This window comes from Streptomyces sp. NPDC005925 (assembly GCF_040638805.1).
Classification (GTDB): domain Bacteria; phylum Actinomycetota; class Actinomycetes; order Streptomycetales; family Streptomycetaceae; genus Streptomyces.
Map to the genome: position 1 here is coordinate 1 of NZ_JBEXVL010000026.1, position 21,107 is coordinate 21,107.

Here is a 21,107-nt window from a genome sequence, read left to right on the forward strand (position 1 = left end):
GACCTTCTACAACACTCAACGCCGACACACCGCGCTCGCAGGCCAACCCCCGATCAGCCGACTGTCACCAACGCCATGACCGAGTACACCTAGGCCCTCTCGTGTGGGTCCTTCCGGCATCGATGAGTCATCCGGTGTCGGGGGTCCGATGTGCGCAAGTGGCGGGCGGGGCGTGGGGTCGGCCCGGTGGGGTCCCGCCCGCACGAGCGGAGTCGAACGTCAACGTCGAAGGCCGGGAGCCGTAAGCCGGGAGGCGGGGGCGGGGGCGGGGGCGGGGGACGGACGACCCGACGGCGCAGCGGTGCGTGCCGATCCCCGCGACGGCGGGACGATCCGCACGACAGGGACTACCCCGCGTACAGCCCCTCGACCTGCGCCGCGAAGTCCCGCAGCACCGCCTCCCTGCGGACTTTCATCGACGGGGTCAGATGGCCGGACTCCTCGGTGAGGTCCGTGGGCAGGACGGCGAAGCGGCGGATGGACTCCGGGCGGGAGACCAGCTTGTTGGTCGCGTCGACCGCGCGTTGCAGGACGGCCCGCAGTTCCTCGTCGTCCACGAGGAACTGCGGCGGCACGGGGTGTTTGCCGTTCATCCGGCGCCAGTGGGTGACGCCGTCGAGGTCGAGGGTGAGAAGGGCGGTGACGTAGGGGCGTCGGTCGCCGACGACCAGGCAGTGGGAGATCAGGGGGTGGGAGCGGAGCCGGTTCTCCAGGGGGGCCGGGGCGACGCTCTTGCCGCCCGACGTGATCAGGAGTTCCTTCTTGCGGCCGGTGATGGTGAGGTAGCCGTCGTCGTCCAGCTCGCCCATGTCGCCCGTCGCGAGCCAGCCGTCGCGGGCGGCGGGGACCACGCCGCCCGCCTGCGGGTCCCAGTAGCCGCGCAGCACTTGTTCGCCGGAGATGAGGATCTCCCCGTCGGCGGCGATGCGGATCCGGGTGCCGGGCAGGGGCCAGCCGACCGTGCCCAGGCGGGGTTTGAGCGGTGGGGTGACCGTCGCCGCGCCGGTCGTCTCGGTCAGGCCGTAGCCCTCGAAGATCTGGATCCCGGCGCCGGCGTAGAAGGCGGCCAGGCGGCGGCCGAGCGGGGAACCGCCGCAGATCGCGTGACGGACCCTGCCGCCCATGGAGTTGCGGATGCGCCGGTAGACCAGCGGGTCGTAGAGGGCGCGAGCGGTGCGCCGGCCCCGGCCGGGCGCGCCGCCGATGCCCGCCTGGTGGGCCTCCAGGGCTTCGCCGTAGCGCCGGGCCGCCGTCGCCGCGCGGTCGAAGGTCGACAGCCGGCCGCCCGATTCGGCCTGGGCGCGGGCGGCGTTGAACACCTTCTCCAGGATGTACGGAATGGTCAGCAGGCAGGTCGGCCGGAAGGCGGCGAGGTCCGGCAGCAGTTCCTCCGCCTTGAGGCTCGGCGAGTGCCCGAGGCGTACCCGGGCGCGGACGCAGGCGATGGCGACCATGCGGCCGAAGACGTGCGACATGGGCAGGAAGAGCAGGACCGACGCGTCCTCGCCGCTGCGGGACTTGAAGACCGGGTGGAGCAGTTCGACGGCGTTGTCGACCTCGGCGAAGAAGTTGCCGTGGGTCAGGGCGCAGCCCTTCGGGCGGCCGGTGGTGCCGGACGTGTAGATCAGCGTCGCGAGGGTCTCGGGACTGAGCATGCCCCGGCGTACGCCGACTTCGCCGTCCGGCAGCCCGGCGCCGAGCTCCGCGAGCCGGTCGACGTGCCCCTTCTCCATGACCCACAGGTGGCGCAGGTCCGGCATGCGCTGGAGTTCGGGCGTGAGGGACGCGGCCAGCGCGGCCGTCTCCGTGACGAGGGCGACGGCGCCGGAGTCCTGGAGGATCCAGCGCGTCTGGAACGGGGACGACGTGGGGTAGATGGGGACGGTGACCAGGCCGGCCGCCCACGCGGCGAAGTCCAGCAGCGTCCACTCGTACGTCGTACGCGCCATGATCGCGAGGCGGTCGCCCGGCGTCAGGCCCTGGGCGACGAGCCCTTTCGCCACGGCCTGCACCTCGGCGGCGAATCGTTTCGCCGTGACGTCTTCCCACCCGCCGCCTCGGCCCCTGCGGCTGAGGACCACGGCCTCGGGCACCGCCGCGGCGTTCTCGAAGGGCAGCTCGGCGAGCGAACCGTGCCGCACGGGCGGTGCGAAGGGCGGGACGTACGCCTCCCGCACGACCCCGTCCAGGCGCCGGGTCTCGGGCTTGACGAGGACGGGTCCGGGAGCGTCGTCGTAGGCGGCGGAGGCCGCGAAGGAGGGCAGCGGGGTGGTCACGGGGCGGCTCCTGTGGCGTGCAGCGAGTACTGCGAGGGTGCTGCGTGAGGTACGCGCCTCGCGCGCGGAGGCGTTCACCGGCGAACCCCTCCGAGTGGGGGAGCTTGGGGGTTACCGACGGGTTGGGCCTGGGGATCGTACGGCCCGCGCGTGGGGGCTGTGTGCGGGGCCCGGGAAGGGACGGCGCCGGGAATGTGCAGCCTCGCGGGTTGGCGGATGGTCTGTCACCCTTCGCACCCCGCCCCCGCACCCGCCCGGCGACGGTCCTCCGGAGGCGGGAGCGGCGGCCCCGCCCCGGCCGGTCAGTCCCTTTCCAGCACCGCCGTCACGCCCTGGCCGCCCGCGGCGCAGATCGAGATCAGCCCGCGTCCCGGCTCTCCGCGCTCGGCGAGCAGTGTGGCCAGCGTCGCGACGATCCGCGCGCCGGTCGCGGCGAAGGGGTGCCCGGTGGCCAGGGACGAACCCGCCACGTTGAGGCGGGCCCGGTCCACGGGGGCCAGGCCGCGCTTCTCCCAGGCGGCCAGCGTCGCCAGCACCTGGGAGGCGAACGCCTCGTGGATCTCGAACAGCGAGAAGTCCTCGATGCCCAGCCCGGCCCGCTCCAGCATGCGCGGCACGGCATACGCCGGCGCCATCAGCAGACCGTCGCCGCCCTGACCCTTCTCGCCGCCCTCGCCGCCCCGGCCGCCCTCGCCGCCGGTGACGTCACCGTGCACGAAGTCGACCGCCGCCGTCTCGTACGCCGTCAGGTACGCGAGCGGCCGGAGGCCGCGCGCCTCGGCCCACTCCTCACTCGCCAGCAGCACCACGGCCGCGCCGTCCGTCAGGGGCGTCGAATTGCCCGCGGTCATGGTGGGCCCGGGCCGGTCCACGCCGAACACCGGCTTCAGCGCGGCCAGTTTCTCCACGGTCGAGCCGGGGCGCAGGTTCTGGTCGCGCTCCAGTCCCCGGAAGGGCACCACGAGGTCCGCGAAGAAGCCGCGTTCGTACGCCGCCGCCAGCCGCCGGTGGCTGGTCGCCGCCAGTTCGTCCTGCGCCTCGCGGCCGATGCCCCAGGCGCGGGCGGTCACCGCGGCGTGCTCGCCCATGGACAGGCCGGTGCGCGGCTCGGCGTTGCGCGGGATGTCCGGGACGAGGTGACCGGGGCGGATCTTCGCCAGGGCCTTCAGGCGGGCGCCCGCCGACGTGGCGCGCCGGGCCTCCAGCAGGATGCGGCGCAGCCGGTCGTTCACGCCGAGGGGCGCGTCGCTCGCGGTGTCGGCGCCGCCCGCGACGGCCGCCTCGGCCTGTCCCAGGGCGATCTTGTTGGCGGCGGCGATCACGGCCTGCAGGCCGGTGCCGCAGGCCTGCTGGATGTCGTACGCGGGGGTGCGCGGGTCCAGCGTCGAGCCGAGGACGGTCTCGCGGGCCAGGTTGAAGTCCCGGCTGTGCTTGAGCACGGCGCCGGCGACGAACTCGTCCACCGCGCCCGGGGCGTGGAGCCCGTACCGTTCGGCGAGGCCGTCGAGGGCGGCGGTGAGCATCTGCTGGTTGGACGCGGTGGCGTAGGGCCCGTCGGAGCGGGCGAACGGCACCCGGGAACCCCCGACGACCGCGACCCGCCGTACTGCCGGCGGCTGCAGGGCACTCATCCCGATCTCCTCATCCCGTCTCGTCGTCCCGGTCTCGTCGTCCCGACGTGTTCCGTCATGACCCGGTGGTCTCGATGCGCTCGTCCCGACGTGCTCGTCGCACGTGCCGTGCCATAGTCTTACCTCCGGTAACCTTACTGCAGAGTAACGAGGCTGGGAACCTCGGGACCCTCCGACCGCACGACCACGCAACTCGGGAGTTGGACATGGCCGACCGCTATCTGAGCTTCACCGGCACCGCGCCCGGCCGCTTCCTGACCCGCCGCCTCGGCCTGCCCCGGCCGACGGCGCTGACACGCTGGTCGGCCGGACGCCCCACCCTCGGCGGCGGTCTGCTCCACCTCACCGCGGGCACGTCCGGCCTCGAACCCGGCCCGGTCCTCGCCCGCACGGGCCTCAGCACCGACGACACCGGCAGGCCCGCCGCGGTCGTCGTCGACGCCACCGGCGTACGGGACGTCGAGACGCTCGCCGACGTGCACGCCGCCCTGCACCCCGTCGTGCGCACGATCGCCGACAGCGGACGCGTCGTCGTGCTCGGCGCGCCGCTCGACCCCGCCGACCACCACCAGGCCGCCGCCCAGCAGGCCCTGGAGGGCTTCACACGCTCGCTCGGCAAGGAGATCGGCCGCGGCAGGACCGTCAACCTCGTACGCCTCACCGACGCCGACGCCGCCGAGTCCACCCTCCGCTTCCTGCTCTCCCCCAAGTCCGCGTACGTCAGCGGCCAGGTCGTGGAGGTCGGCGAGGGCTCCACCACGGCCCCCGACGACTGGGACCGCCCCCTCGCCGGCCGCACCGCCCTCGTCACCGGCGCCGCCCGCGGCATCGGGGCGGCGGTCGCCGAGACACTCGCCCGGGACGGCGCCCACGTCGTCGTCCTCGACGTACCGCAGGCCGAGGACGACGCCCGCGCGGTCGCCGAACGGCTCGGCGGCACCGCCCTCCCCCTCGACATCACGGCCGCCGACGCCGGAAAGCACATCGCCGCCGCGCTCCCCGACGGCCTGGACGTCCTCATCCACAACGCGGGCATCACCCGCGACCGCAGGCTGGTCAACATGCCCGCCGAGCGCTGGAGTTCCGTCCTCGACGTGAACCTCGCCGGCGTCCTGCGCACCACCGACGCACTGCTCGCCTCCGGCACCCTGCGCCGCGGCGGCCGGATCGTCGCGACGGCGTCCATCGCCGGTCTCGCGGGCAACTCCGGCCAGACCAACTACGGCGCCAGCAAGGCGGGCATCGTCGGCCTCGTCCGCTCCCTCGCGCCCCGCGCCCTCGACGAGCACGGCGTGACCGTCAACGCCGTGGCGCCCGGCTTCATCGAGACGAAGATGACGGCCGCCGTACCCCTCCTCATCCGCGAGGCGGGCCGCCGCATGAACTCCCTCGCCCAGGGCGGCCTGCCCGTCGACGTCGCCGAGACCACCGCCTGGCTCGCCCACCCGGCGTCCGGCACGGTCAACGGCCAGGTCGTACGGGTTTGCGGCCAGAGCCTGCTGGGGGCGTGATGGGCAGCCCCGCCGCACCCGGCGCCTCCACCGTCCTCGCCGAACCGCCCGCCCTGGCGCCGCTCCTCGCACGCGGCGCCCTGCTGTCGCCCCTCAAGCACCCCCGGCCCGACGCGGACTTCCCCCGCACCCGGCTCGTCCTGCCGGGCCTGCGCCTCGACCCGGCGCGGCTCGCGGCCTACGAGCGGGTGTGCGGCTTCCCCACCACCGGGGGCCGGCGTGACGGCGCCCTGCCGGTGACGTATCCGCACGTCCTCGGCTTCCCGCTCGCGATGCGCCTGATGTGCGACCGGGCCTTCCCGCTGCCGATGCTCGGGCTGGTCCACACGTCGGTCGGGATCACCCGCCGCGCCCGGCTGACGGCCTCGGAGGCCTACGAACTCGCCGTCGAGGTCGAGGGCCTGGCGCCGCACCGGCGCGGAACCGAGGCGACCGTCCTCACGCAGGCCCGCCTCGCGGGGGAGGTGGTGTGGGAGTCCCGCAGCACGTACCTGGCCCGGCACCGGACGCCCGGCCGGGCCGCGGAGTCGGGCGAATCCCCCGAACGCCCCGCCGTCCCGCCCCCGGTGACCGAGTGGCGTCTCGGCGCGGACCTCGGACGCCGCTACGGCGCGGTCTCCGGTGACCGCAACCCGATCCACCTGCACCCGCTCACCGCCCGCCTGTTCGGCTTCCCGCGCCCCATCGCGCACGGCATGTGGACGGTGGCCAGGTGCCTGGCCGAGCACGGGACACCGGACGCGGTCACGGCGCGGGCGGAGTTCCGGGCGCCGGTGCCGCTGCCGGGGACGGTGACGTACGGCGCGGCCGGCGGCCGTTTCGCCCTGACCGGCGGCGACGACGGCGACGGCGGGGCCCGCCTTCACCTGACGGGGACGGTCTCCCCGCTCTGAGCGCCCCGGGCGCACTCGGCGACGGGCGGCGGCCAGGGCCGCCCGTCCATCAGGTTCCCGAGCCCGGCCCAGGCGAAGTTCATCATCGTCGCCGCCGCCTGCCCGGCGGTGATGCCCGGGGTGGCGTTGGCCCAGTCGGCGAGCGACTCGGCGGCGCCGACGAGCGCTTCGGCGAGTCCGGCGACCTCACCCTCGGGCAGGTCCGGGTCGCGGCGCGCGTCCCGCGCGGCGGCCGCGATGAGCCGCGTCACGAACGCGACGATCTCCGCGCGCATCACCGCGAACTCGGCGGCGAACGGCTCGCCGTGCGTACGGGCCTGAAGATGCAGCACCACCCACCCCTCGGGGTGCCCGGCGGTGTGCGTGAAGAACGCCCGCAGCCCGTCCCAGAGCTGCCGGTCGGCGGGCGTACCGGGACTGATCCCGGCGCGCACCGCCTCGGTGAGTGCCGTCGCCTCGCGGCGGATGCACGCCGTGAACAGGTCTTCCTTGGAGTGGAGATACAGGTACACCAACGGCTTGGACACGCCCGCGAGTTCGGCGATCTCGTCCATCGACGCGGCCGTGTACCCCCGGCGGCCGAAGATGCGTACGGCGGCGTCCAGCATCTGCTGTTCGCGGACCGCACGCGGCATCCGCTTGGTCTTCACGGCACCCATGCGCATCAGCGTACGGTCCGCCGGCCCCCGGGCCGTCCGGCGCGGCCACTCCTGTCAGGCAGTGGCCACGCCGGACGAGCCGTCGTCTCAGGCAGCCGCCGTCACACGCTGCGGCCCGTCCACGGGCGAGCCGTCGACCGCGTCGTAGGCGTCCCGGTCGAGGATGCCCTCACGGGCGGAGACGATGACGGGCACGAGAGCCTGGCCGGCGACGTTCGTCGCCGTCCTCATCATGTCCAGGATCGGGTCGATGGCCAGGAGCAGGCCGACGCCCTCCATGGGGAGGCCGAGGGTGGACAGGGTCAGGGTGAGCATGACCGTCGCGCCGGTGAGGCCGGCGGTGGCGGCGGAGCCGATCACGGACACGAACGCGATCAGCAGGTAGTCGCCGAGGCCGAGCTGGATGTCGAAGATCTGGGCGACGAAGATCGCGGCGATGGCCGGGTAGATCGCGGCGCAGCCGTCCATCTTCGTGGTCGCGCCGAACGGCACGGCGAAGGACGCGTACTCCTTCGGCACGCCGAGGCGCTCGGTGACCTTCTGGGTCAGCGGCATGGTGCCGACGGAGGACCGGGAGACGAAGGCCAGCTGGATGGCGGGCCACGCGCCCTTGAAGAACTGCAGCGGGGCGACCTTGGCGACGGTGGCGAGCAGCGCGGGGTAGACGCCGAAGAGGACGAGCGCGCAGCCGACGTAGATGTCGGCGGTGAAGGTGGCGTACTTGCCGATCAGGTCCCAGCCGTAGGTGGCGATGGCGTTGCCGATGAGGCCGACCGTGCCGAGCGGGGCGAGGCGGATGACCCACCACAGGGCCTTCTGGAGGAGTTCGAGGACGGACTCGCTCAGGGTGAGGATCGGCTGGGCCTTCTCGCCGAGCTGGAGGGCGGCGATGCCGGCGACGGCGGCCATGAAGACGATCTGGAGGACGTTCAGCTCGGTGAACGGGGTGATGACGTCGGTCGGGACGATGCCGGTGAGGAAGTCGATCCAGGAGCCGGTCGTCTCGGGCTCGGCGCCGTCCTTGGGGCTGAGGCCGGTGCCGGCGCCGGGGTTGGTGACCAGGCCGATGACGAGGCCGATGGCGACCGCGACGAGCGACGTGATCATGAACCAGAGGAGGGTGCGGGAGGCCAGCCGGGCCGCGTTGTTGACCTTCCGCAGGTTGGTGACGGAGACGAGGATCGCGAAGAAGACGAGGGGCGCGACGGCGAGCTTGAGCAGGCCGACGAAGGTGCTGCCGATCTTGTCGAGGGTGGTGACCAGCCAGGACAGGTCCTGGCCGCGGGCGAGCCAGCCGAGCAGGACACCGAGGACGAGGCCGCCGAGTATCTGGGCCCAGAAGGGCACCGTGGGCAGCTTGGGCGGGGTGAGGGATTTCGTGTTCGTGGACACGGACATGCTCCGTTGGGGATGCGGCGCGATGCGCGGAAGGGGGACTGGGACGAGAGACGGGCGTGGAGGGGGAGGTACAGGTGCAGAAGAAGGGGGCGAGCGTCAGGGACGACAGCTCGCGGACGCGCACCGGCAGAGGTCCACATGCAGGCGCGCCACGAGCGGGACGCTCGGGGATCCGTGGGGCGCGGCTGCGGTCTTCATCACGCCGACTTTAACACCGGAGCTTTGAGACACCCATAGCCTGGCTTTGAGAGGTGTGCCTCAGTGTCTGTTCCCACAATGCAAAGCGCCCCGGTTTTCCCGGGGATGTCCGGGAAAACCGGGGCGTGAACGTCTTCGCCCTGCGGGCCGTCACGGGGCCCGCCCACGGCGTGCGCTACGAGGTCCGGCTCTGCGCGCGGGCCGCGTCGTCGGCGCCGTCCTCCTGGCTGCGGTTGGCCTCCAGGTTGGCCTTCGCCCGCTCCACCCTGTCCACGATCTGCTCGGAGGCCCGGTCGCGTTCCTTGCGCAGCGCGACGAAGCTGATCGGGGCGGAGATCAGCAGGGAGAGCAGGATGATCCACATGCCGTTGGACTCGCCGAGGCCGCGCGGGAAGACACCCGTGTGGACGAGGCCCCAGACGACCACGAGGCAGCCCACGAAGATCCCGAGGCGCATCAGTGTGTAGCGGAGCATCTCAATCCACTCTTCCGTTCCGAATGGTCTTCCGGGGGCCGGCGTCACCCCGGGCGCACTGTCCAGTGAAGCACGCCGATACGCGGGTCCCGTACGGGGGTGCGGGGCGCGGGTGCGGGGGATGCGGGAGGACCGCGAGGGCCCGGGGCCGCGCTCAGGTCAGCGGCAGCAGCATGGTGATGTCGTCGCGGTCGTCGCCCGGAGCGACGCGGATCGCGTCCGGCACGCGGCCGACCTCCTTGTAGCCGCAGGAGCCGTAGAACCGTTCCAGGCCGAGGCCGCCGCGGCAGGTGAGCCGTATCGCCTCGATGCCGTCGATGCGGCGGGCGGCGTCGGCAGCGGCGGCCAGCAGGTCGCGGCCGTAGCCCTTGCCCTGGTGGCGCGGGTGCACCATCACCGTGTAGAGCCACAGCCAGTGCGTCATCAGCCGGTGGGTGTTGCGGGTGAGGAAGGCGACGGCGGCCACCCGCCCCTGCTCGTCGTGCCCGGCGAGGAGCCCCGAGCGGCCCTCGGCCATCGCGGTGAACTGTCTGACCAGCTCGGGCCGCACGGCGTCCCGCGTCACGGGCGGTACGAAGCCGACGGCTCCGCCCGCGTTGGTCACATCGGTCCACAGGTCGAGGATCCCGTCGCGCAGCTCGGATGTGACGGCGGGGTCGAGACGGAAGGTAAGGGGCATGCGGCAACCCTAGCCATTACCGCAAACTCGTCTCAACGGCGTTCCCACCAAAGCGGGCGGACGGCTCGGGGGCTCACCCCAGCACCCGTGCCGCCACCTTCAGGTCGGACAGCAGCCCCGGCTCGGCGGTGTACTGGTCCTCGGGGACCTTCGCGGGCATGCGGCCCGGTTACCCACCCCGGGGAACCGTGCCACCCTCACCCGGAGGACCGCGTCAGACCCGCATCGCCTGGGGCGACTCCCGGCGCGCCGGGTCGGGTCCCTCGTACTCGCGGAGGATCTCGTACCGCGTGTTGCGCTCCACCGGGCGGAAGCCCGCGTCACGGATCAGGTCGAGGAGGTCCTCGCGGGTCAGCTTGTTCGGCGTGCCGTAGTTGTCGGCGTCGTGGGTGATCTTGTACTCGACGACCGAACCGTCCATGTCGTCGGCGCCGTGCTGGAGCGCGAGCTGGGCGGTCTGCACGCCGTGCATCACCCAGAACACCTTGACGTGCGGGACGTTGTCGAACAGCAGCCGGGACACCGCGAAGGTCTTCAGCGCCTCCGCGCCGGTCGCCATCTGCGTCCGGGCCTGGAGGCGGTTCCTGACCTTGCCGTCCTTCATGTCCACGAAGTCGTGCTGGTAGCGCAGCGGGATGAAGACCTGGAAACCGCCGGTCTCGTCCTGGAGCTCACGCAGCCGCAGCACGTGGTCCACGCGGTGGCGGGGCTCCTCGATGTGGCCGTAGAGCATGGTGCACGGGGTTTTGAGGCCCTTCTCGTGCGCCAGGCGGTGGATCCGCGACCAGTCCTCCCAGTGCGTGCGGTGGTCCACGATGTGCTGCCGGACCTCCCAGTCGAAGATCTCCGCGCCGCCGCCGGTGAGCGACTCCAGACCGGCGTCGATGAGCTCGTCGAGGATCTCGCTCGCGCTCAGCCCGGAGATCGTCTCGAAGTGGTGGATCTCCGTGGCCGTGAACGCCTTCAGGGACACGTTCGGCAGGGCGGCCTTCAGCTCGCGCAGGGAGCGCGGATAGTACCGCCACGGCAGGTTCGGGTGCAGCCCGTTGACGATGTGCAGCTCGGTGAGGTTCTCCGCCTCCATCGCCGTGGCGAGCTTGACGGCCTCCTCGATGCGCATCGTGTACGCGTCCTTCTCGCCCGGCTTGCGCTGGAAGGAGCAGTAGGCGCACGAGGCGGTGCACACGTTCGTCATGTTGAGGTGGCGGTTGACGTTGAAGTGGACGACGTCGCCGTTCTTCCGTGTGCGCACCTCGTGGGCGAGTCCGCCGAGCCAGGCCAGGTCGTCCGACTCGTACAGCGCGATCCCGTCCTCGCGGGTCAGCCGCTCACCGGAGCGGACCTTCTCCTCCAGCTCGCGCTTGAGCCCGACGTCCATGCCGACACCTCTTTCCGATCCACGACCCGCACCCGACGCCGACCACCGTACGCCCCGCCCGTCAGACCTCTTCGGGCAGCTCACCGACCCGGTTCTCCCACTTCGTGGAGAGCACGATCGTGGTACGGGTCCGGGAGACGCCCTTGGTGCCGCTGAGCCGGCGGATGATGCGCTCCAGGCCGTCCACGTTGGTGGCGCGCACCTTGAGCATGTAGGAGTCGTCGCCCGCGATGAACCAGCAGTCCTCGATCTCCTGCAGGTCCTTCAGCCGGGCGGCCACGTCCTCGTGGTCGGCGGCGTCGGAGAGCGAGATGCCGATGAGGGCGATGACGCCGAGGCCGAGGGAGGCGGAGTCCACGGTGGCGCGGTAGCCGGTGATGACACCGGCCGCCTCCAGCCGGTTGATGCGGTCGGTGACGCTGGGTCCCGACAGCCCGACGAGGCGTCCCAGCTCCGCGTAGGAGGCCCGGCCGTTCTCCCTCAGGGCCTGGATGAGCTGCCTGTCCACCGCGTCCATGCGATCGAAGCCTTCCGCTGAAGAGGTCTGTTGAAGAGGGTCCTGAACGTTGCTGAGGGGCGTCGCGCCGTCCGTGGTCAGGTGCTGCGGCCGCCCCCGCCGCCGAGCTCGCCCTTCCAGCGCCGGTACAGCGAGTGTCCGACGCCCGCCGAGTCGAGGACGCGCCCGGCGACGAAGTCCACCAGGTCCTGAATATGCGTGGCCCCCGCGTAGAACGCCGGGGAGGCGGGCACCACGCTCGCGCCCGCGTCGTCCAGCGTCACCAGGTGCCGCAGCGTCTGGCCGCCCAACGGGGTCTCCCGCACGGCCACCACCAGCTTGCGCCGCTCCTTGAGGGTGACGCTCGCCGCGCGTTGCAGCAGGTCCTTGGAGAGGCCGAGCGCGACGCCCGCCACGCAGTCCGTGGAGGCGGGCACGATCAGCATGCCTTTGGCCGGGTACGACCCGGACGACGGCCCCGCCGCGAGATCGCCCGCGGGCCAGTGCCGTACGGCGGTGAGGTCCGCGTCGAAGACGCCGGGCCTGCCGTCGGCGCCCCGGGACAGCCATTCCCGCAGGTCGTCCTGCCAGTGGGCGTCCCGGAAGGGAATGCCGGTCTCGTCGAGCAGGGTGAGCCGCGAGGCCCGGCTGACGACGAGGTCCACGCTCTCCCCGGCGTCGAGAAGCGCCCGCAGCACGGCAGCGGCGTACGGGGTACCGGAGGCCCCGGACACCCCCACGATCCAAGGCGTGCGCTGCGTCTGTCCTGGCTTCATGATGCTGAGCCTATCTGGCGGCTCACATGATTCAGACCGTCAGCCCTCGCACCAGCAGGTCGAGGAGGGCGCACACGAACAGGGCCATGCCGATGAAGCCGTTGACCGAGAAGAACGCCCGGTTCAGCCGGGACAGGTCGTGCGGGCGGACGATGGAGTGCTCGTAGACGAAGGCGCCCGCGACGATCAGCAGGCCCAGCCAGAAGAAGGCGCCGGCGTCCGTGGCCGTCGCGTACCAGACGAACAGGGCCATGGTGACGGCGTGGCAGCCGCGGGCGCCCCGGATCGCGGCGGGGACGCCGAAGCGGGCGGGGACCGAGCGGACGCCGACGGCACGGTCGGTCTCGACGTCCTGGCAGGCGTAGATCAGGTCGAAGCCGCCGATCCAGATGCCGACGGCGAGGCCGAGGATCACCGCGTCCCAGGACCAGCCGCCGGTGACGGCGAGCCAGCCGCCGACCGGGCCAATGGCCTGCGCGAGACCGAGGATGGCCTGCGGGAAGTCCGTGAACCGCTTGCCGTACGGATAGACCACCATCGGGATCACGGCGACCGGCGCGAGGGCCAGGCACAGCGGGTTGAGCAGGGCCGCCGAGCCGAGGAAGACGACGAGCGCGACGAGCGCGCCCGTCCAGGCGTGCTTGACGGTCATCGCGCCGGTGACGAGTTCGCGGTGGGCCGTGCGCGGGTTCCGTGCGTCTATCTCCCGGTCGATGATCCGGTTCACGGCCATCGCGAAGGTGCGCAGGCCCACCATGCAGACCGTGACCAGGAGCAGCCGCGCCCAGTGGATGTTCTTGTCCTGCTGGTACATCGCCGTCAGGGAGGCGATGTAGGCGAAGGGCAGCGCGAAGACGGAGTGCTCGATCATGACCAGGCGCAGGAACGCCCTCGTGCGCCCCGGCCGCGGGATCGACGCGGAAGCCGACGTCACAGCCCGTACTCCTTCCAGCGCCGGTCGACCTTCGCCGCCGTGTCCGGGTCGGACAGCACCATCTCGGGCCAGCCGCCGTCCCGCGTGTAGCCCTCCTCGGGCCACTTCTTCGTCGCGTCGATGCCCGCTTTGCCTCCCCAGAACTGCTGGTAGGAGGCGTGGTCGAGGTGGTCGACGGGGCCTTCGACGACGCTGAGGTCGCGGGCGTAGTCGGTGTTGCCCAGCGCCCGCCAGGCGACCTCGTGCAGATCGTGCACGTCGCAGTCGGAGTCGACGACCACGATCAGCTTCGTCAGCGACATCATGTGCGCACCCCAGATGGCGTGCATCACCTTCTGGGCGTGCTTGGGGTACTTCTTGTCGATCGAGACGATCGCGCAGTTGTGGAAGCCGCCGGCCTCGGGCAGGTGGTAGTCCACGATGTCCGGGACGATGATCTTCAGCAGCGGCAGGAAGAAGCGCTCGGTGGCCCGGCCGAGCGGCCCGTCCTCGGTGGGCGGGCGGCCGACCACGATCGACTGGAGCAGCGGCCGCCTGCGCATCGTCACGCAGTCGATGGTCAGCGCGGGGAACGGTTCCTGGGGCGTGTAGAAGCCGGTGTGGTCGCCGAACGGGCCCTCGGGCAGCATCTTCCCCGGCTCCAGCCACCCTTCGACGACGACCTCGGCCTGCGCGGGCACCTGGAGCGGAACGGTCCTGCAGTCGACCATCTCTATGCGCTTGCCCGCGAGGAACCCGGCGAACAGGTACTCGTCGATGTCACCGGGCAGCGGCGCGGTGGAGGCGTACGTGACGGCGGGCGGGCAGCCGAAGGCGATGGCCACCGGCAGGCGCTCACCGCGGCGGGCGGCCACCTGGTAGTGGTTGCGGCTGTCCTTGTGGATCTGCCAGTGCATGCCGATGGTGCGCCGGTCGTGCCGCTGGAGCCGGTACAGGCCGAGGTTGCGGATGCCGGACTCGGGGTCCCTGGTGTGGGTCAGGCCCAGGTTGAAGAAGGACCCGCCGTCCTTCGGCCAGGTGAACAGCGCGGGCAGCGCGTCGAGGTCGACGTCGTCGCCGGTGAGCACGACCTCCTGCACGGGCGCGGCGCCGGACTTCACCTTCCTCGGCGGTACGTGCGTCATCGCGCCGAGCTTGCCGAACGCCTCGCGCACCCCGACGAACCCCTGCGGCAGCTCCGGCTTGAGCAGTCCGCCGATCTTGTCGGTGATCTCGCCGTACGACTTCAGGCCGAGCGCCTTCAGCAGGCGCCGGTCCGTGCCGTACACGTTCATCGCGAGGGGCATGCTTGATCCGCGGACGTTCTCGAAGAGGAGCGCGGGACCGCCGGCCTTCTGCACCCGGTCCACGATCTCACCGACCTCCAGACGGGGGTCGACCTCGGCCTTGATGCGCTTGAGGTCACCCTCGCGCTCCAGCGCCCTGAGCAGGGAGCGAAGATCGTCGTAAGCCATGGGGCCCAGTATCCCCGAGGGGCTACGCTGGCCGTGTACCTGGGGGGGCCGGGCCCGGCCCCGCCGACCGTGACGCTGGAGAGGCCCCATGCTGCGGGTGCTGATGATCCTCGTGCCCCTGGCACTGAGCGTGTACGCGTTCATCGACTGCATCAGTACGGCCGACGAGGACATCCGCCACATGCCCAAGCCGCTGTGGGCGATCCTCGTGCTGGTCTTCCCGCTGGTCGGCTCGGTCTCCTGGCTCATCGCGGGCAAGAGGCGCAGCCCGGCGGCCGAGGGCTGGTCCGGGGTGCGCGGTGCGGGCGGGGGCCGTTCCCGGCAGTGGGTCGCGCCCGACGACAACCCCGACTTCCTGAAGTCCCTGGACGACGACACCGGCCGCGACGAGCGGCCGGAGGACGGCAAGCGGGACGAGAACTGAGCGTCCGGCCCCGTCGGGGAAGGGGCCGAGCCCCAGACCCCGCTCCCCCGGACGGCTCACGGCCCGGCCCGGTCTCGACGGCGACGGCATCCGCGGACGCGGACGCCGAACGACCGGGTGTCTTTGGGCCCGTCGGACCGGCGTACGCCGAGACGGCGGCCGGGACGGACGGCCCGGCCGGCGGGGCGTCTACGGGCCGAAGACGTGGGGCAGCGACTGGAAGGCGAGCAGGGCGCCGGTGGCGACGGCCACGACGGGCGGGACGTCGAACACGACGCGCGTACGGCGCTGTTCCGGCGGCTCCCCGGGGTCCGTCGCGCCCTCGGCGCCGTCCCGCGCCGCACGTGCCGTGTCGCCCTCGGGGGCGTCCTCGGGCGGATCACCGGCCCCTGGCACCGTCGCCGCGAACGCCGCGCGCCGCTCCAGCACCTCCGTGGCGGGCGTCGGCCACAGCGGCGGCCTGGTGGGGACCCGGCCCTCGGTGCGGCGCAGCAGGTCGGCCGCGGTGGGCCGTTTCTCCGGGTCCTTGTCGAGGCAGGCGGCGACGATTTCGGCCAGTTCGGTGTCGATGACCCGCAGGGCGTCGGTGTCGGGCGCCTCGTGCACCACCCGGTAGAGCACCGAGGGGCCCGACGCGTCGCCGAAGGGCGGCCTGCCGCACGCCGCGAACGTCAGGACGGAGCCGAGCGCGAACACGTCTGTCGCACCGCCGAGCCCCTTGCGCCCCGAGGCCTGCTCGGGCGACATGTAGGCGGGGGTGCCGACCACCATGCCGCTCAGCGTCAGCTCGCGCTGGTCGGCCGCGCGGGCCACGCCGAAGTCGATGAGCGTCGCGCCGTCGACCGTCAGCATCACGTTGGACGGCTTGACGTCGCGGTGCACCAGGTCCAGCTCGTGCACGGCGGCCAGCCCCGCCGCGGCCTCCCGCAGCAGCAGCCACAGCGCCTGGCCGGGCAGCCCGCCCTCGCTCCGGGCGACCGCCTGGCGCAGCGTGAGGCCGGGGACGTAGTCGGTGGCGTACCAGGGCGGGCCCGCCCCGGGGTCGCTGAGGACGAGCGCGGCGGTGGAGTCGGCGGGCAGCCGGGCGAGGTTGTCCAGTTCGTGCCCGAAGCGGCGGACGAAGGCCTCGTCCTCGCCGGCGACGGACGGCAGGACCTGCTTGACCGCGACGTAGCGCCCTTCGTGGACGCCGAGGTAGACGCGGCCCATGCCGCCGACGCCCAGTCTGCCCAGGAGGGGTATCGGGCCGATGTGTGAAGGATCGTCGTCCTTGAGCGGCTCTGCTCCACTGCCGTCCAGGTCCCACCGGTCCGCGCTGCTCACGTCTCCCCGTCCACGTTCCCCTGCACCTGGGGCCCGCGACGCGCGAAGCTCCCCCGTGGAATGCGCGACGCGGGCTCCGGGTGACGTCCAGTCTGGCGTCGCGACCGTGCGATTGGAAGAACTTTCTAGAAAGTAGTTCCAGAAACCTCCCGGGGCGCTGCTGCCGGGCCGGGCTACCAACGGTTAACCTGCGCGGAAGCCCGCCCCACGCACGGCGCCGGCACCCGGACGGACAAGGACGGCGGACCATGAGCCCGAAGCAGCAGCGCGGCGAGGCGACCGCCGACCTGCTCCTTCAGGCGGCGCTGCGGGTCTTCGTGGAGGAGGGCGAGCAGAAGGTCACCGTCAACGCGGTCACCCGGGCCAGCGGGGTGAGCCTGGGCAGCCTCTACCACCACTTCGGCAGCATCGACGGCCTGCTCGCGGCGCTCGGCGGGCGCCTGCTGGGCCGCATGCTGGACGAGCTGGGCGGCTCCCTGGCGGGCGCCACCGACGCGCGCTCCGGCATCGAGGCCCTGGTGACGTCGTATCTGCGGTTCACACGGGAGCAGCGGGACGCCGCCCTCTTCCTGCACTCGTCGTACGCGGACCGGTTCGGCTGGGCGCAGGGCCGCGCGATCCGCGACGCGCAGGAGGCCCGCCTGTCACCGCTCGCGGCGTGGCTCGACCCGCTCGTGGCGGCGGGGCAGATCGCGCCACTGCCCCAGCCGCTCATCGAGGCCATGATCCTCGGTCCGGTCGTCGCGGTCGCCCGCCGCTGGCTCGCGGGGTACGGCGACGTCGACCTCGACGAGGCGTCCCGCGAGCTCCCGGGACGCGTCTGGCAGGCCCTGCGGCCGTAACGGGTCCCCGCGCAAAGGCCGGAAAAGTGGACGGACCGGCGTTCGAGACACCATCCGTTCCGCCGAAAACCCGCGACACGCCCGGTACTTCCTCGCGCGCACGCACTTCCCTTGGTCGGGTCTGTGCACCACTGCGAACGGAGACGCCCCGTGCGAACGACCGACATCCAGCGCTGCGAGGTCCGGCCCGGACGACTCGTCGAGTGGACCCTCAGCACGGCGACCGTCGAGACCGCGGCGGGCCTGCCGGAGGACTCGCGGCCCCCGGCGTACATCCAGGAGTCGCACATCCGGACCGCTCGTTCGGTGCGTGAGGACGGCCTGTTCGTGCCGACCTGGCTCGGCGCCGCGTTCGACATCCCCGGCCCGGTCGACCTGGGCGCGCTCCAGGAGGCGCTGCGCGACTGGACGCTGCGGCACGAGACGCTGCGCAGCGGCTTCCGCTGGGCCGGCGAGTCCGGTGACGAGATGCGCCGCTTCACGCTCGACGCGGACGCGGTGTCCCTGCAGCGCTCGGACGTCGGGGAGTTCACCGACGCCGCCGCACTGGTACGGCATCTGCAGCGCCGCTTCGACGAGACGGCGGACGCGCTGCGCTGGCCCAACCTCATCTACACGGCGGTCGTCCGCGACGACGGCACCAGCGTGTACATGGCCTTCGACCACAGCAACGTCGACGCCTACTCGCTGCACCGTCTCCCGGCCGAGATCCACGAGCTGTACACGGCGCGGGCCGAGGGGCGGCCCGTGGCGGAGCGGCCGACGGGCAGCTACGTCGACTTCTGCGAGGCCGAGCGCGCCGACGCGGACCGCGTCGACGAGGACCACGACGTCGTGGCGCGCTGGCGGGAGTTCATCCACCGCTGCGACGGCCGGCTGCCGGCCTTCCCCGTCGACCTCGGCCTGGAGCCGGGCGGCCCGCTGCCCCCGCAGAAGATGCTGAGCGAGCCGCTGGTGGGCGCGGCCGACGCCGCCGCGTTCGAGGCGTACTGCCGTCCCCACGGCGGCAGCCTCGTCGGGCTCCTGGCGGCGACCGCCCTCATCGTGCACGAGATCGGCGGCGGGCCCGTCTACCGCACGGTCGTGCCGTTCCACACCCGCGCCACGTCCCGGTGGGCCGACTCGGTCGGCTGGTACGTCGGCGGCGCGCCCGTGGAGATCCCGGTCGCCGACCTGCCCGGCTTCCCGTCCCTGCTGCGGGCGGTGCGCGCCGAGCTGCAGGCCAACCGCCGCCTGGCCCGGCTGCCGCTGGCCCGGGTATTGCGGCTGCTCGGCACCGACTTCCGGCCGACCTCGCCCGACCTGTACTCGATCGTGTCGTACGTCGACTCACGCGCCCTGCCCGGCGCCGAACGCTGGGCGGAGCTGAAGGCGTACGGGCTGATCCGGGTGTCGTACGGCGACCAGGTGTGCGCGTGGGTGAGCAGGCTCCCCGAGGGGCTGTGGTTCGCGGGCCGCTACCCGGACACCGACATCGCGCACAAGAACCTCCGGCTCTACACGGAGCGGCTGAGGGACGTCATCACGGGCGTGGCACGCGGACTTGCCTGACTCGCGCGGCTGGTGTGAACCAACTCACACTCCGTAGTCTGTAGGGAAAACTCTGGGGGGAGAGAAGCGGTGCACAGACGGTTGCACGGGCGGGGTGCGTTGTTCGACATGGACCCGGCCGGTCTCGCCCCGCGGCTCGTGGGCCTGCGCCCTCATCAGCACCGCACGCATCCCTACGAGCACGAGCGCGAGCTGCCTCTCGTGGTGTTCACCGGAAGCCGGGGGCTGGGCAAGAGCGCGGTGCTCCGCGAGCTGCGGGACGCCTACAAGGGACACACGCCGGTCGCTCTGATCGACTGCGAGGACGGCGAGTTCACGGCGCCGCCCGCCCAGCGGCCCGCCGAGGCGTGGTCACCGGTGGCGCAGGCGCTGCTGGTGATCGCAGAACAGCTCGCGGAACCGGTGACGGGCGCCGGGCGCCTGCAGTTCCCGCGGCTGGTGCCGGGGCTCGTCGCGGTGGCGGCGGGCGGCTGGGAGCACGCCGACTCCGACCGGATCCGGCGCGAGGTGGAACGCATCCTGCTGCTGAACGAGGGCGGCCTACGACTGGCCGGTTTCGCCGCGCGCTGGGCGGGCCGGGTCGTGGCGAAGGTGACCGCCGAGGCGAGCGACACCGGACCGCTGCTTGCGGCGGCGATCGAGGCGACGCTGGACTCGGTGACGGACAGCGTGGTGCTCCGGCGCCACCAGCGGGCCGCCACCTGGTACCGGGACTACCCCAACGCCGGCGGGCACGCCCGGCGCGGGCTGATCCTGCTGTCCGGGCACTTCCGCGCGGGCGGCACCTCGCGGCAGCACGCCGAGCGGTATCTCGTGCGGGCGCTGCTCGCCGACCTGACCGAGGCCTACGCCGGGGTGCTGCCCCGGATGCGGCGGCTGGGCCGGCCCCTCGTGCTCCTCGACAACACGCACGCCCCGCCCGGGCCCGGGCTGGTCGACGCCGTACTGCGGGACCGCGCCGACGGTGTCACCGACCAGGTCGCCTTCATCGGCACCCTGCGCGGTACGGGAACCACCGGACTGCGCAACGCCGTCCGGCGTGATCTGGCCGAGGTGGCGCGGCGCAGCGACTGGACGCCGGACCCGGCGGCCCCCTCGTCGCGGGCACTGCTGGTGTCGCTGCCGCCGCTCGGCCCCGACGACACACTGAACATCGTGGGCGGCGCCTGCTCCGAGCTGCCGGTGCCGCCGCAGCTGCCGCACGCCGCGCACCGGCTGACCGGCGGCAATCCGCTCGGCATAGCCCTGCTGGCGCGGGCGGCGGCACAGCATCTGCCCGAGGTGGGCTCGCTGAACCGGCTGCTGACGGCCGAGCTGCGGCCGGCCGCGGACCAGGAGGGGATGGCCGCCTACCGCGAGCTGCTGGCGCGGCTGGTGCCCGCCGACCGGCTCCAGGAGCTGACGGTGCTGGCCGCCGCGCACGACCACGACTCGGCGTGCGCGCTGGCCGAGGCGCTGCTGCCGGACGACTTCGGCCCGGCGGACGTACGGGCCCTCCAGGCGCGGCTGGCCCGGGAGGGGCTGCCGACGGCGCCGGGGCAGTTCGTCGGCGACCCGTTCATACGGACCCTGCTGCTCCTGCGGCTGCACCACCTGGACGCGGACCACGAGCGGTGGCGGGTGGCGCACGAGACACTGATCACCCACTACGCGCCACCCGACGACGCAGACGGGGACGACGGCTCCCCGGGCGCCGGGGAGCCGGTCTCCCGGACCCGCTACCGGCTGCACCACGAACTCGCCCTCGGCGCCCCGGACACGGCCGTCGCCCACCTGCGGGACACCTTCCTCACGATGGACACCCGGGCCTGGCTGCGCACCCTGTGCTTCGTCGCGTCGGCGCCCTACTTCCACGCGCACGACGCCGAGGGCAACGACTTCGCCGGGCACGCCGACCGGCGCGCGTCGGTCGCGCTCGGCCGCACCGACGCCGAGCACCCGGTGCCGGACGGGGTGGACGCGCCGCTGCATCTGCGGGTGCGGCGGCTGCTGCACGGGGTGTGGCTGCTCACGGACCCGCTCGCGCTGCCCGATCCGAAGGTGTGCGACCGGCTGCGGTTCGAACTGGAGCAGTTGTCGAACCTGCGGCCGGCGGGCAACGCGCTGCTGTGGCGGGCTTCCCGGGAGTGGCCCGAGGCCGCGCTCGCCGGACGGCCGCCGGCGGTTCCGGACGACGACGACAGCCAGGACGGGGAGGCATGATGGTCCG

Annotated in this window: 19 protein-coding genes; 6 read left to right on the forward strand and 13 right to left on the reverse strand. The window is 72.8% G+C overall.

The window, feature by feature from the left end; translation table 11 throughout:
- Window positions 1–347: 347 nt before the first annotated feature.
- Window positions 348–2,276, reverse strand: coding sequence for an AMP-binding protein (locus tag ABZ354_RS23415; RefSeq protein WP_358659733.1), 1,929 nt, complete (start codon window positions 2,274–2,276; stop codon window positions 348–350).
- Between the two features lie 302 nt (window positions 2,277–2,578).
- A complete protein-coding gene (locus tag ABZ354_RS23420) occupies window positions 2,579–3,907 on the reverse strand; it encodes an acetyl-CoA C-acetyltransferase (protein ID WP_358659735.1) in 1,329 nt (442 codons plus the stop codon).
- Between the two features lie 206 nt (window positions 3,908–4,113).
- Here ABZ354_RS23420 and ABZ354_RS23425 point away from each other — a divergent pair, with 206 nt between their 5' ends.
- Window positions 4,114–5,418, forward strand: coding sequence for a 3-oxoacyl-ACP reductase (locus tag ABZ354_RS23425; RefSeq protein WP_358659737.1), 1,305 nt, complete (start codon window positions 4,114–4,116; stop codon window positions 5,416–5,418).
- Window positions 5,418–6,311, forward strand: coding sequence for a MaoC/PaaZ C-terminal domain-containing protein (locus ABZ354_RS23430; RefSeq protein WP_358659853.1), 894 nt, complete (start codon window positions 5,418–5,420; stop codon window positions 6,309–6,311). Before ABZ354_RS23425 ends, ABZ354_RS23430 begins: the two co-directional genes overlap by 1 nt.
- On the opposite strand, the gene ABZ354_RS23435 is transcribed toward ABZ354_RS23430, so the two are convergent.
- From ABZ354_RS23435 to ABZ354_RS23480, 10 genes are all read right to left on the reverse strand, one after another.
- A complete protein-coding gene (locus ABZ354_RS23435; protein WP_358659739.1) occupies window positions 6,281–6,970 on the reverse strand; it encodes a TetR/AcrR family transcriptional regulator in 690 nt (229 codons plus the stop codon). The two genes, ABZ354_RS23430 and ABZ354_RS23435, sit on opposite strands and share 31 nt — an antisense overlap.
- An 87-nt stretch (window positions 6,971–7,057) precedes the next feature.
- Window positions 7,058–8,368 (reverse strand): dicarboxylate/amino acid:cation symporter, encoded by a 1,311-nt coding sequence (locus ABZ354_RS23440; RefSeq protein WP_358659741.1) that lies wholly within the window; start codon window positions 8,366–8,368, stop codon window positions 7,058–7,060.
- Between the two features lie 96 nt (window positions 8,369–8,464).
- Window positions 8,465–8,566, reverse strand: coding sequence for a putative leader peptide (locus ABZ354_RS23445; protein WP_358659743.1), 102 nt, complete (start codon window positions 8,564–8,566; stop codon window positions 8,465–8,467).
- A gap of 175 nt (window positions 8,567–8,741) precedes the next feature.
- The gene (locus ABZ354_RS23450; RefSeq protein WP_358659745.1) at window positions 8,742–9,041 is read right to left on the reverse strand and encodes a DUF4229 domain-containing protein; all 300 of its coding nucleotides are present in this window, start codon (window positions 9,039–9,041) and stop codon (window positions 8,742–8,744) included.
- A gap of 154 nt (window positions 9,042–9,195) precedes the next feature.
- Window positions 9,196–9,720 carry a GNAT family N-acetyltransferase gene (locus ABZ354_RS23455; RefSeq protein ID WP_358659746.1) on the reverse strand — a complete coding sequence of 175 codons (525 nt, stop codon included), beginning with the start codon at window positions 9,718–9,720 and terminating at the stop codon, window positions 9,196–9,198.
- A gap of 214 nt (window positions 9,721–9,934) precedes the next feature.
- Entirely contained in the window at window positions 9,935–11,098 is a 1,164-nt protein-coding gene (gene mqnE, locus ABZ354_RS23460) for an aminofutalosine synthase MqnE (RefSeq protein ID WP_358659748.1), read from the reverse strand.
- 61 nt (window positions 11,099–11,159) lie between these two features.
- Window positions 11,160–11,615, reverse strand: a complete 456-nt coding sequence (locus tag ABZ354_RS23465) for an Lrp/AsnC family transcriptional regulator (protein ID WP_358659750.1) — start codon at window positions 11,613–11,615, stop codon at window positions 11,160–11,162.
- Between the two features lie 77 nt (window positions 11,616–11,692).
- Window positions 11,693–12,370 (reverse strand): UbiX family flavin prenyltransferase, encoded by a 678-nt coding sequence (locus tag ABZ354_RS23470; RefSeq protein ID WP_358659752.1) that lies wholly within the window; start codon window positions 12,368–12,370, stop codon window positions 11,693–11,695.
- Between the two features lie 31 nt (window positions 12,371–12,401).
- On the reverse strand, window positions 12,402–13,304 hold the full coding sequence (mqnP, locus tag ABZ354_RS23475; protein ID WP_358659754.1) for a menaquinone biosynthesis prenyltransferase MqnP: 903 nt from the start codon (window positions 13,302–13,304) through the stop codon (window positions 12,402–12,404).
- Entirely contained in the window at window positions 13,301–14,758 is a 1,458-nt protein-coding gene (locus ABZ354_RS23480; RefSeq protein WP_358659756.1) for a menaquinone biosynthesis decarboxylase, read from the reverse strand. The genes mqnP and ABZ354_RS23480 overlap by 4 nt, the downstream gene beginning before the upstream one ends.
- A gap of 88 nt (window positions 14,759–14,846) precedes the next feature.
- Here ABZ354_RS23480 and ABZ354_RS23485 point away from each other — a divergent pair, with 88 nt between their 5' ends.
- Complete coding sequence (locus ABZ354_RS23485; RefSeq protein WP_358659758.1) at window positions 14,847–15,182, forward strand: PLD nuclease N-terminal domain-containing protein; 336 nt, start codon at window positions 14,847–14,849, stop codon at window positions 15,180–15,182.
- A 189-nt stretch (window positions 15,183–15,371) separates the two neighbouring features.
- Here ABZ354_RS23485 and ABZ354_RS23490 read toward each other — a convergent pair whose 3' ends face one another.
- On the reverse strand, window positions 15,372–16,505 hold the full coding sequence (locus tag ABZ354_RS23490) for a serine/threonine-protein kinase (protein WP_358659759.1): 1,134 nt from the start codon (window positions 16,503–16,505) through the stop codon (window positions 15,372–15,374).
- A gap of 248 nt (window positions 16,506–16,753) precedes the next feature.
- On the opposite strand from ABZ354_RS23490, the gene ABZ354_RS23495 reads away from it, so the two are divergent.
- The 3 genes from ABZ354_RS23495 (at window position 16,754) to ABZ354_RS23505 (ending at window position 21,100) form a co-directional block, all read left to right on the forward strand.
- Complete coding sequence (locus ABZ354_RS23495) at window positions 16,754–17,347, forward strand: TetR/AcrR family transcriptional regulator (RefSeq protein ID WP_358659761.1); 594 nt, start codon at window positions 16,754–16,756, stop codon at window positions 17,345–17,347.
- A 150-nt stretch (window positions 17,348–17,497) separates the two neighbouring features.
- Window positions 17,498–18,898 carry a condensation domain-containing protein gene (locus tag ABZ354_RS23500; RefSeq protein WP_358659763.1) on the forward strand — a complete coding sequence of 467 codons (1,401 nt, stop codon included), beginning with the start codon at window positions 17,498–17,500 and terminating at the stop codon, window positions 18,896–18,898.
- A 69-nt stretch (window positions 18,899–18,967) separates the two neighbouring features.
- Entirely contained in the window at window positions 18,968–21,100 is a 2,133-nt protein-coding gene (locus tag ABZ354_RS23505) for a hypothetical protein (protein WP_358659765.1), read from the forward strand.
- The last annotated feature ends 7 nt before the right edge of the window (window positions 21,101–21,107 follow it).